Here is an 11,264-nt window from a genome sequence, read left to right as displayed (position 1 = left end):
CTAGTTTAGGGGGAGTGGCCCCCGAGCTCAAGCCCTTAGGGAGCCACCCGGTCCCGGTGCACCAAAAGGACCAGGCCCAAGGAGAGCAGGGTGGCCATGAGGCTGGAACCCCCATAGGAAAAAAGGGGAAGAGTCAGCCCGGTCACCGGCATCACCCCCAACGCCACCCCCAGGTTCACCAGCACCTGGAAGCCCAGCATCCCCCCTACCCCGGCCAGGAACAGGCGGTCGGAGAGGCGCGGGCACTCCAGGGCCATGCTAAGAAGGCGCACCAAAAGGAGGGCGTAAAGCCCAAGGAGGGCCACGGAGCCCACAAACCCCCACTCTTCGGCAAAGACGGCGAAGACGAAGTCCGTGTGGCGGAAGGGGACGAAGCCCAGCTGAGTCTGGGTACCCTGGCCATACCCCTTGCCGAAGAGCCCTCCCGAGCCGATGGCGATGGTGGACTGGATCACCTGGAAGCCCTGGCCCAGGGGATCCCGGTAGGGATCCAAAACGATGAGGACCCGCTCCCGCTGGTAGGGCTTGAGGTTGGGCCAGACCACGGTGGGCACCAGGACGGCCAGGGCGAGAAGGCCCACCAAGAGGTGCTTCCAGGGCAGGCCCCGCACGAACAAGACGGCAAAGACGCCGAAGAGCACCACCAGGCTCCCCCCCAGATCCGGCTGGAGGAGGAGGAGGAGGACCACGGGAGCCGTCAGGAGCCCGGGCAGAACGTAATCCCACACCCGGCGCACCTCCCGGCCCTCGAGGAGCCGGGCCAAGGCCAGGATCAAGCCCAGCTTGGCCAGCTCCAGGGGCTGGAACTGCAAGGGGCCCAGCACAAACCAGGCCTTGGCCCCGTTGATCTCCCGGCCGAAGGCCAAGACGGCCACCAAAAGGAGAAGGGAAAGGGCGTAAAGGGGGTAGGCCAGGGCGAAGACGGTGCGGCGGGAAAAGAACTGAACCCCCACGGCCAGGAGGAGGCCCAGGAGGAAGGCCACAAGCTGGCGGTTCAGGAGGGCTGGGTCGGGAGCGGCGCTTCGGAGGTTAAACAAACCCAAAACGGTTATGGCCAGGGTCAGGAGGATTAAACCCCAGTCGTAGGCCAGAAGGTTCGGACGCCTTAGAACCATGCGAGGCTACCGCAATGGGATATCGGCGATCAACACCATCTTCTCCCCCCGCTCCTCCAGGGCCACATTGACCTCCTCCTGGGCGGGGAAGTAGCGGCGCAACACCTCCAGAAGGTCCCGCTTCAAGCTCTCCACCAGGCCCGGGGAAAGCTTGGCCCGGTCGTAGGCCAGGACCAGCTTGAGCCTTTCCTTGGCCTTTTCCTTGCTCCGTTTGCGCCACCACATCAGCGACCTCCGAAGAGCCTGCGGATCACCGACAAAAAGCCCTGGCTATCCTCCAGGTTGCGGAAGGGGACCTCCTCCCCCCGGATGCGCCGGGCGGTGTCCATGTAAGCCAGGGCGGCGGGGCTCGTGCCCTTTAGCACCAAGGGCTCCCCCTGGTTGGTGGAGATGAGCACCTGCTCGTCCTCCGGGATGATGCCGATGGGCTTAAGCCCCAGAATCTCCACCACGTCCTCCACGGAGAGCATATCCCCCCGGGCCACCATCTTGGGCCGCAAGCGGTTGATGATGAGGAAGTTCTCCCGGATCTCCCGGGCCTCGAGGAGGCCGATGATGCGGTCGGCGTCGCGCACGCTGGAAACCTCCGGGTTCACCACCACCAAGGCCCCTTCCGCCGGGGTGGCGGCGGTCTGGAAGCCCTTCTCTATGCCGGCGGGGGAGTCTATGAGCACCCGGTCAAAGCCCTCCTCCTCCAGGAGATAGCGGACCAGGTCCCGGAACCGGGCTGGGTCTAGGGCCTCCTTGTCCTTGGTTTGGGAAGCGGGAAGAAGGTAGAGGTTTTCCACCCGCTTGTCCCGGATGAGGGCCTGGCGGGGCTTGGCCCGACCCTCGAGGACGTCAATGAGGTCAAAGACCACCCGGCCCTCGAGGCCCATGACCACATCCAGGTTCCGGAGGCCCACGTCCACGTCCACCACCGCCACCTTCTCCCCCAGTTTGGCCAAGGCCGCCCCCAGGTTGGCGGTGGTGGTGGTCTTCCCCACGCCCCCCTTGCCCGACGTCACCACAATGGCTCGCGCTTTCACCGTTTGCCCTCCTGCACAACCTCCAATATCTCGTCCAATTCGCTCAAGAATTCCAAAGCCCGCTTGCCCCGCGGGGTCAGGAGGTATTCTACCCGGGGGGGAACCTCGGGGTAAGCCTGCCGCTGCACGAAGCCCAAGAGGTTAAGCTCCCGAAGCCGCTCCGCCAAGGTGCGGGGGGAAAGGCCCAGGAAGGACTCTAGGTCGGAGAAGCGGGAAGTTCCCCGGCTTAGGGCGAAGAGCACCTCCGGTGCCCCGCGCCGCGCCAGCACCTTGAGCACCTTGCGGGTGTTCTTGGACAGGGCCATGGCCCAATGCTAGCAAAAAACGGCATAGCTATGTACCGGTAAAGCCATGGATGCCGAGGCCAAGGGTAGCCCTGGACCTCGGGAAAGAATATCCTAGGGAAGGATGAAGGACGGCATCCAGCCCGACTGGAAGGACTTCCTGGCCCTCGTGCTGGCGGTCTATAGCCTCCTGTTGCCGCCCCTTTTCCTGGTGCTCGGGGTGCTCTTCCTCTTCCTCCTCCTGGTCCGCCTTTTCCTGTAAAACTAGGGCATGGAAGGTCTCTTCGAGTCCCTACCCGAAGGCTACCGGGAAAGGCTTGGCCGCCCCGGGGAGTACCCCTTTACCCGGGGCATCTACCCCCGGATGTACCTGGACAGGCTCTGGACCATGCGGCAGTATGCGGGCTTCTCCACCGCGGAGGAGTCCAACGCCCGCTACCGATACCTCCTGTCCCAGGGCCAGACGGGCCTGAGCGTGGCCTTTGACCTCCCCACCCAGCTGGGCCTGGATCCCGACCACCCCATGAGCGTGGGGGAGGTGGGCCGGGTGGGGGTGTCCATCGCCACCCTCGAGGACATGCAAAAGCTCTTTGACGGCATCCCCCTGGACAAGGTTTCCACCAGCATGACCATCAACGCCCCCGCCATGATGCTCCTGGCCCTCTACCTCCTGGTGGCGGAGGAACAGGGGGTTTCCTGGGACAAGGTGTCGGGCACCGTGCAGAACGACATCCTCAAGGAGTACTTCGCCCGCGGCACCTACATCTACCCTCCGGGGCCTTCCATGCGCCTCGTGACGGACATCTTTGAGTTCTGCGCCCAGCACGTCCCCAGGTGGAACACCATCAGCATCTCCGGCTACCACATCCGGGAGGCGGGCTCCACCGCCGCCCAGGAGATCGCCTTCACCTTGGCGGATGGCAAGGCTTACGTGAAGGCCGCCATGGAGCGGGGGCTTAAGGTGGACGAGTTCGCCCCCAGGCTCTCCTTCTTCTTCGCCGCCCACGGGGACATCTTTGAGGAAGCCGCCAAGTTCCGGGCCGCCAGGAGGCTTTGGGCCCGCATCATGCGGGAGGAGTTCGGGGCCAAGGACCCGAGAAGCTGGATGCTCCGCTTCCACACGCAAACGGGAGGCTCCACCCTCACCGCCCAGGAACCCTTAAACAACGTGGTGCGCACCGCCTACCAGGCCCTGGCGGCGGTGCTGGGCGGCACCCAGAGCCTCCACACCAACGCCTACGACGAAGCCCTGGGCCTCCCCACGGAAAAAAGCGCTCTCCTCGCCCTACGCACCCAGCAGATCCTGGCCTTTGAAAGCGGGGTCACCCGGGCCATAGACCCCTTGGGGGGAAGCTTTTACGTGGAGCACCTCACGGACCAGCTGGAAAAGGAAGCGGAAAGGCTTATCCGGGAGATCGACGCCCTAGGAGGAGCGGTGGCCGCGGTGGAGGCGGGGTACTTCAGCCGGGCCATAGAGGAGTCCGCCTGGCAGTTCCAGAAGGAAGTGGAGGAAGGCAAGCGGGTCATCGTGGGGGTGAACCGCTTCGCCGACCCCAGAAGCCCCCTCAACGAACCCACCCCGGTGCAGCGGATAGATCCCGGGCTCCACGAAAAGCGCAAGCGGGAACTGGCCGCGTTCAAGGCCAAACGGGATGGGGAAAGCGTGCGGATCGGCCTGGAAAGCCTGCGCCAGGCGGCAAGAGGAAGCGAGAACCTCTTCCCCTATGTTCTGGAAGCCTTCCGCCGCCGGGCTACCTTGGGGGAGGTGTGCGGGGTGTTGCGGGAGGAATGGGGGGAGTACCAGCCGGGAAGGTGAGATTATGGAAGGCGATGCCGAACTCTGGGGCTTTCTGGAAAGGCACCTGGCCAGCATCTACCAAGGGGACTGGGCCACCTACGAGGCCACCACCCATCCCGACCTTTCCCTTTATGAGTGGTTCGTCATCCCTCATCGTTTAGATGGCCTTGCCTTCCACCGCTTCATGATCGAGCACAACTGGGCCACCTTGGGAAGGCCCTACCGTCTGGACCTCGTGGAAAAGCGCCTGCAACGCTACGGGGATGTGGCCATCTTCAGCTACACCCTGCTCCTCACCGTGGAGGAGGAAGGAGGCCTAAGGCACCGGGCGGTAAACGAAAGCCGTGTAGCGGTGCGCTTTCCCGAGGGCTGGAAGGTGGTACACGTCCACAAGAGCCCCGCCCAGTAGCCCAGCCCGGTTGGGATGGTATCCGAAGCGGGAGGCTAAAAGAGGGGGCCGGGTATACCCGGCCCCCTCGGCCCCAAGGAAGGCTAGGCCCCTTCCTTGAGGCGTTCCACCACCCTATGGTCCTCGAGGGTGGAGGTGTCCCCCTTGATCTCCTTCTCCCCGGCGGCGATCTGCCTTAAGAGACGGCGCATGATCTTGCCGGAGCGAGTCTTGGGCAGAGCCTCGGTGAAGCGCACCTCGTCGGGGCGGGCGATGGGCCCGATCACCTTGGCCACATGGGCCTTGAGCTCGTCCCGCAAGGCCTCGGAGGGAGCATACCCTTCCTTCAGGGTCACGAAGGCCACGATGGCCTCCCCCTTCAAGGGGTCGGGCCGGCCCACCACCGCCGCCTCGGCCACAGCGGGATGGGAAACCAAAGCGGACTCAATCTCCATGGTGCCCAGGCGGTGGCCAGCCACGTTCAAAACGTCGTCCACCCGGCCCAGGATGAGGTAGTACCCCTCCTTATCCCGGCGGGCCCCATCCCCGGTAAAGTAGCTGCCCGGGTGCTGGCTGAAGTACTGCTGCAGGAAGCGGTCCGGGTCCCCCCAAACCGTACGCAGCATGCTGGGCCAGGGGCGGGTGATGCATAGGTGCCCCCCCTCGTCCGGGTTCTCCACAGGCCTATGCTCCGAGTCCAGGATCTCGGGCCTTACCCCGAAGAAAGGCTTGCCCGCATGCCCGGGCTTCATGGGATGGACCCCGGGGAGGGTGGTGATCATGATCCCCCCCGTCTCCGTCTGCCACCAGGTGTCCACAATGGGGCACCGTCCCTTGCCGATCACCTGGTAGTACCAGAGCCAGGCCTCGGGGTTGATGGGCTCCCCTACGGTGCCCAAAAGGCGCAAGGAATCCAGCCGGTGCTTCAAGGGCCAACCCTCGCCCCACTTCATGAAGGCCCGGATGGCGGTGGGAGCGGTGTAGAGGATGTTCACCCCGTACTTGTCCACGATCTGCCAGAAGCGGTCGGGCTCGGGCCAGTTGGGGGCTCCCTCGTACATCACCGTGGTGGCTCCGTTCAGAAGGGGCCCGTAGACCACGTAGGAGTGGCCGGTGATCCAGCCCACGTCGGCGGTGCACCAGTAGACATCCTCGTCCTTCAGGTCAAAGACCAGCTTGGTGGTGAGGTAGACGTAGGTCATGTAGCCGCCCAGGGTGTGCAGGACCCCCTTGGGCTTCCCGGTGGAACCCGAGGTGTAGAGGATGAAAAGGGGTTCCTCCGCTTCCATGGGCTCCGCCTCCGCCCTGTCGGAAACCGCCTCCATGAGCTCGTGCCACCAGTGGTCCCGGCCCGGGGTCCAGGGCACCTCCTCCCCGGTGCGCCGCACCACCACCACGTGCTCCACGGTGGAGACCTCCTTAAGGGCCTCGTCGGCGTTCTGCTTCAGGGGTACCACCTGGCCCCGGCGGTAACCCCCGTCGGCGGTGATGAGCACCTTGGCCTCGGCATCCCGGATGCGCTCGGCCAAGGCCCCGCTGGAGAAACCACCGAAGACCACGGAGTGGATGGCCCCGATGCGGGTGCAGGCCAGCATGGCGATGGCGGCCTCGGGGATCATGGGCAGGTAGATGGTGACCCGGTCCCCCTTCTTGACGCCCAGGCGCTTCAGGACGTTGGCAAACTTCTGCACCTCCCGCCAGAGGTCGTGGTAGGTCAAGACCCTTTCCTCCCCTGGCTCTCCCTCCCAGATGAGGGCTGCCTTGTTGCGCCGCCAGGTTTGAACATGGCGGTCCAGGGCATTGTAGGACAGGTTGGTCTTGCCCCCCACGAACCACTTGGCATGGGGCAGGTCACCCTCCAGCACCTTCTGCCAAGGTTCGAACCAGTGAAGCTCGGAGGCCACCCGTCCCCAGAAGCCCTCGGGGTCCTTCAGGCTTTCCTCGTACAGGCGCTGGTACTCCTCCTCGCTCTTGATGTGGGCCTTGCTCCGGAACTCCTCGCTGGGGTAGAAGACCCGCTCCTCCTTGAGAACGCCTTCGATCCGGTCCATATACCCTCCCTTGGCCTCTAAGGATAGGCTGGCCCCCGGGCGGGGTCAAGAAAAAGGGGGTTTTTCACCATTTGCCAAACCTCCCTTTTCTTGACAGGTGGGGCCTAGCCTACGGAATATGGACGCAAATGGCCAGGAAGAGGAGCCTCTCCACGGTCCAGGCGGCCCTGCGCATCCTGGCCTACCTGGCCGAGCACCCGGAAGGGGTGGAGGTGAAGGAGGTGGCCCGCCTCCTGGGGAAGAGCCTCTCCACCGCCTATGCGCTTTTGAACAGCCTGGCGGAGGAGGGCTTCGCGGTGAAGACGGAGCAGGGGTACCGCCTGGGCCAGGCCAAGCCCCTCCGGCTGGAAACCACGCCCCTCGAGGAAGCCTTGGAGGAACTCTACCTCCGCACCCGGGAGCGGTGCTACCTGGCCCTTCTGACCCCGGAAGGAATCCGGCTCAAAACCCGGGGGCGCCAGGGCCAGCCCCATCCCCTGGGGGACACCCTGCCGGAGGAGGTCCACGCCCTGGCCCTGGGCAAGGTCCTCCTGGCCTACGGGGCCCTGTCCCTACCCCCCCTTGTCCCCAGAACCCCCTACACCCTGACGGATCCCTTGGCCCTCGAGGCGGAACTCACCCGGGTCCGGGAATCGGGCCTGGCGGCGGAGATGGAGGAGTACGCCCCGGGCCTTTCGGCCCTGGCGGCTCCCCTTTTCGGCCCGGGAGGGGAGCTTCTGGGGGCTTTGGGGGTGGTGGTGCCCACCCGGCGCTTTCCCTTCGCCTTCGGCCGCCTGGCCCGGGCCCTTTCCGAGGTGGCCCAGGTGTCCGCCCACCTGCGCCCTCCCGAGCCCCCCAGCCTGGCCTCTCCCCTGGAGCCAAGCCTCCAGGTGGAGGTGGTGGAACCCCCTTGCGCCCTTAAGGAAAGGGCCAACCTGCGGGACTACCCCGGGGCCTACCAGGCAAGCCTCGAGGATCCCGAAGGCTTTTTCGGCAGCTTCGCCCGGGAGTTCCACTGGGAAACCCCCTGGGAAAGGGTCTACGACCCCGCCACCCACACCTGGTTCAGCGGAGGACGCACCAACGCCGCCTTAAACGCCTTAGACCGCCACCTGCCCGAAAAGGCCCAGCAGGTGGCCCTCATCACCCTGGATGGGGATGGGCACCTGGAAAAGTGGACCTACCGGGAACTTTTGGACCTCTCCAGCCGCCTCGCCGGGGTCTTCCAGAACCTGGGGATAAAGCGGGGAGACCGGGTGGCCCTCTACCTGCCCACGGGGCTGGAGGCTGCCTTGAGCCTCCTGGCCTTGGCGCGGATTGGGGCGGTGCACGTGGCCCTGCCCGTGGGCTTAGGTCCGGAAGCCTTAAGGGAGCGGCTTCTCCAAAGTCAGGCCCGCCTTCTGGTGGCCGCCGACGGCTATTTCCGCCGGGGCCAGCTCGTCCCCTTAAGGCCGGTGGTGGAGGCGGCCCTTTCCGGCCTGGACATTCCCGTCCTCTGGCACCCCAGGGGAACCACGGAGTTCTTGGAACGGGCCTCGGAGGGAAGACCTGCGGAGGCCATGCCCGTTTTCGCCCAGCATCCCCTCTTCATCCTCCACACCTCGGGCTCCACGGGCAGGCCCAAGGGAGTGGTCCACGGCCACGGCGGGTACATGGTGGGGGTAAGCTGGGCCCTCCGCTACCTCTTTGACCTGAAACCGGGAGAGGTCTTCCACACCACCGCCGACCTCTTCTGGGTGGTGGGGCATTCCTTCGGCCTCTACGCCCCTCTCTTCCTGGGGGGCACCAGCCTCCTGGTGGAGGATCGGCCCGACCATCCCAGCCCCGCTGCCTTCTACGAGCGGCTTAGGCGGCTTGGGGTGGACGTGCTCCTGACCTCCCCCACGGTGCTCCGCGCCCTCCGCCGCCACGGGGAGGCCCGGCCCACCTCCTTGCGCCTGGTGGGAAGCGTAGGGGAGGCTTTGGCCCCAGAGGTGTGGCGCTGGACCCGGGAGAACCTGGCCTGGCCCCTGGACAACTGGTGGCAGACGGAACTGGGAGCCCCAGCCCTGGCCACCCCCCTAACCCTCTCCGCCAAGCCGGGCTTCGTGGGGGTACCGCTGCCGGGGGTGGAAGCCCGGGTAGTGGACGCCGAAGGCCGGGTCCTGCCTCCCGGAGCCAAGGGCCACCTGGTGCTCCTCAGGGTGGGGCCGGCCCACATGGTGGACCTCCTTGGCGGGGAAAGCCCATGGAAGGGAGGAGTCTACTGGACCGGGGACCTCGCCACCTGGGACGAGGAAGGCTACTTCCGCATCCTGGGCCGCTCCGAGGAGGTCATCAAGGTGGGGGAGGCCCGGCTCGGCACCGCCGAGGTGGAGGCGGCCGCCCTCACCCACCCCCAGGTGGCGGAGGCAGCCGCCATCGGGATCCCCGGGGAGGAAGGCGAGGAAATCGTGGTCTTTGCGGTCCCCAAGAAGGAGGTACCCGAGGAGCTCAAGGCCCTCCTGGCCGAGAAGATCAAGGCCCACCTCCTGCGGCATCTGGGGCCGGTTCCCCCGCCCCGGATCGTCTTCGTGGAACGCCTGCCCCGTACCCGAAGCGGCAAGATCCTTAGGCGGCTTCTAAAGGCAGAACTCCTGGGCGTAGACCCTGGGGATGTCTCGGCATTGGAGGAGGAGTATGGCGGTGCAAAAGCTTCTTAAGGCGGAAGAGCGGCTTTGGGCCCCGGAGGAGGTGCGCCTTAGGGCGAATCTCCAGAATTTCCCTGAAGAGTACCGGCGAAGCCTCGAGGACCCCGAGGGCTTCTGGGGCGAATGGGCCCGGAGGTTCTACTGGGAGAAGCCCTTTGAAAAGGTGCTGGAGTGGAACCTTCCCGAGCATCGCTGGTTCTTGGGAGGCACCACCAACGCCGTCTACAACGCCCTGGAACGCAATGTGGAAAGGGGTCTCAGGAACAAGGTGGCCCTCCTCTACCTCTCCGAGGACGGCCGGGAGGAAAAGCTCACCTACGGGGAGCTCTTGGACCGGGTGCGCCGCCTGGCCACGGGGCTAAAGCGCCTGGGGGTGGAAAGGGGAGACCGGGTGGTGATCTACATGCCCCTTACCCCGGAGGGCATCGTGGCCATGCTGGCCACCGCCTACCTGGGGGCCATCCACAGCGTGGTCTACGCCGGGCTTGGGGTGAGCGCCCTGCGGGAACGCATCCTGGACGCCGGGGCCAAGCTCCTCATCGCCGGGGATGTGAGCTACCGGAGGGGAAAGGGAGTAGACCTCCGCTCCATCGTGGAGGAGGCCATCAAGGACCTGCCCCTAAAGGTGGTCTGGTTCCAGAGGGCCTTCCAGGCGGAACTTCCCCAGGGGCATTACGATTTCCAGGAGGTCCTTTGGGGAAGCCCCCCGGAGGCGCGGGCAGAGATGGTGGACCCCGAGCACCCCCTCTTCATCCTCTACACCTCCGGCTCCACGGGAAAGCCCAAAGGCGTGGTCCACGTCCACGGGGGGTACATGGTGGGCACCACCTACCACCTGCGCACCTTCTTTGACGTGAAGGACGACGACGTCTTCTGGACCACCAGCGACATCGGCTGGATCGTGGGCCACTCCTACATCGTCTACGCCCCCCTCCTGGAGGGCATCACCAGCGTCCTTAGGGAAGGCGCCCCCGACTACCCCGACCCCGGGGCCTTCTGGCAGGTGGTGGAGCGCTACCGGGTAAACGTGATGTTCACCGCCCCCACCGCGGTGCGCCTTTTCATGAAGTTCGGCCCCGAGTGGCCTGCCCGATACGACCTTTCCTCCCTGCGCCTCATCGCCGTGGCCGGGGAACCCTTAAACCCCGAGGCCCTGCGCTGGGCTTACCAGCACCTGGTGGATGGGGGCCAGCGGGGGTTTGTGGCCGACAACTGGTGGCAGACGGAGCTGGGCGGGCCCACCCTGGGCACCCCCCTGGTCCTCCCGGCCAAACCTGGCTTCGCCGGGGTGGCCCTGCCGGGGGTGGAGGCGGAGGTGGTGGACGAGGAAGGAAAACCAGTTCCCCCGGGGCAAGGAGGGCTTCTCGTCCTGAAGCGCCCCTTCCCCCACATGATGCGCACTGTCTGGGGCAACCACGACCGCTACCTCCAGTACTGGCGGGAGGTGCCGGGGAACGTCTACGTGGCCAGCGATGTGGCCAGCAAGGACGAGGAAGGTTACTTCAGCGTCCTGGGCCGGGCGGACGACGTCCTGAACGTGGCGGGCCACCGCATCGGTACCGCCGACGTGGAAAGCGCCCTGGTTTCCCACCCCGCCGTGGCCGAGGCGGCGGTCATAGGGGTACCCGATCCCCTTAAGGGGGAGGCCATCAAGGCCTTTGTGGTGCTTCGGCTAGGCCAGACTCCCTCGGAGGAGCTTAAGGAAAGCCTCATCGCCCACGTGCGCCGGGAGCTGGGTCCCATCGCCACCCCTTCCGAGATCGTCTTCCTGGACAAGCTTCCCAAGACCCGCTCGGGCAAGATCCTGCGCCGCCTCCTCAAGGCCCAGGAGCTGGGCAAGGACCCCGGGGATCTCTCCACCCTCGAGGAGTAGCCCCACCTTACCTTCGGGGCTGGGAACACCCCAGCCCCCCTTTCCTCACCGAGAAAACCCCCCCTTTTGCGCATACCCG

10 protein-coding genes are annotated in these 11,264 nt (G+C 65.8%); 5 read left to right on the top strand and 5 right to left on the bottom strand.

Annotated features, from left to right (window positions below; all coding sequences use genetic code 11):
- Positions 1–35: 35 nt before the first annotated feature.
- Genes rodA through MI302_RS04460 form a run of 4 tightly spaced genes read right to left on the bottom strand, consistent with a single transcriptional unit; the run spans position 36 to position 2,448 of the window.
- The gene (rodA, locus tag MI302_RS04475; protein WP_019550004.1) at positions 36–1,115 is read right to left on the bottom strand and encodes a rod shape-determining protein RodA; all 1,080 of its coding nucleotides are present in this window, start codon (positions 1,113–1,115) and stop codon (positions 36–38) included.
- 6 nt (positions 1,116–1,121) lie between these two features.
- A complete protein-coding gene (gene minE / locus MI302_RS04470; protein ID WP_015716659.1) occupies positions 1,122–1,340 on the bottom strand; it encodes a cell division topological specificity factor MinE in 219 nt (72 codons plus the stop codon).
- Positions 1,340–2,143, bottom strand: coding sequence for a septum site-determining protein MinD (gene minD, locus MI302_RS04465; RefSeq protein WP_126164940.1), 804 nt, complete (start codon positions 2,141–2,143; stop codon positions 1,340–1,342). The genes minE and minD overlap by 1 nt, the downstream gene beginning before the upstream one ends.
- Positions 2,140–2,448 carry a helix-turn-helix domain-containing protein gene (locus MI302_RS04460; protein ID WP_038030858.1) on the bottom strand — a complete coding sequence of 103 codons (309 nt, stop codon included), beginning with the start codon at positions 2,446–2,448 and terminating at the stop codon, positions 2,140–2,142. The genes minD and MI302_RS04460 overlap by 4 nt, the downstream gene beginning before the upstream one ends.
- Positions 2,449–2,551: 103 nt before the next feature.
- On the opposite strand from MI302_RS04460, the gene MI302_RS04455 reads away from it, so the two are divergent.
- Genes MI302_RS04455 through MI302_RS04445 form a run of 3 tightly spaced genes read left to right on the top strand, consistent with a single transcriptional unit; the run spans position 2,552 to position 4,634 of the window.
- Positions 2,552–2,689 (top strand): hypothetical protein, encoded by a 138-nt coding sequence (locus MI302_RS04455; RefSeq protein ID WP_019550001.1) that lies wholly within the window; start codon positions 2,552–2,554, stop codon positions 2,687–2,689.
- Positions 2,690–2,698: 9 nt separating this feature from the next.
- Complete coding sequence (locus MI302_RS04450; RefSeq protein ID WP_239726333.1) at positions 2,699–4,243, top strand: methylmalonyl-CoA mutase; 1,545 nt, start codon at positions 2,699–2,701, stop codon at positions 4,241–4,243.
- Positions 4,244–4,247: 4 nt separating this feature from the next.
- Positions 4,248–4,634, top strand: coding sequence for a nuclear transport factor 2 family protein (locus tag MI302_RS04445; RefSeq protein WP_054391899.1), 387 nt, complete (start codon positions 4,248–4,250; stop codon positions 4,632–4,634).
- 83 nt (positions 4,635–4,717) lie between these two features.
- Here MI302_RS04445 and acs read toward each other — a convergent pair whose 3' ends face one another.
- Positions 4,718–6,664, bottom strand: a complete 1,947-nt coding sequence (acs, locus tag MI302_RS04440) for an acetate--CoA ligase (protein ID WP_239726332.1) — start codon at positions 6,662–6,664, stop codon at positions 4,718–4,720.
- 128 nt (positions 6,665–6,792) lie between these two features.
- Between acs and MI302_RS04435 the strand changes: the two genes are divergently transcribed.
- Both MI302_RS04435 and MI302_RS04430 read left to right on the top strand, forming a co-directional pair.
- Positions 6,793–9,324 carry an AMP-binding protein gene (locus tag MI302_RS04435; RefSeq protein WP_239726331.1) on the top strand — a complete coding sequence of 844 codons (2,532 nt, stop codon included), beginning with the start codon at positions 6,793–6,795 and terminating at the stop codon, positions 9,322–9,324.
- Positions 9,302–11,185 carry an acetate--CoA ligase gene (locus tag MI302_RS04430; protein ID WP_239726330.1) on the top strand — a complete coding sequence of 628 codons (1,884 nt, stop codon included), beginning with the start codon at positions 9,302–9,304 and terminating at the stop codon, positions 11,183–11,185. The genes MI302_RS04435 and MI302_RS04430 overlap by 23 nt, the downstream gene beginning before the upstream one ends.
- Positions 11,186–11,264: the final 79 nt, after the last annotated feature.

This window comes from Thermus sp. NEB1569, assembly GCF_022385295.1.
Lineage (GTDB): Bacteria > Deinococcota > Deinococci > Deinococcales > Thermaceae > Thermus > Thermus scotoductus.
This window is presented reverse-complemented; position numbering and strand designations above follow the sequence as displayed.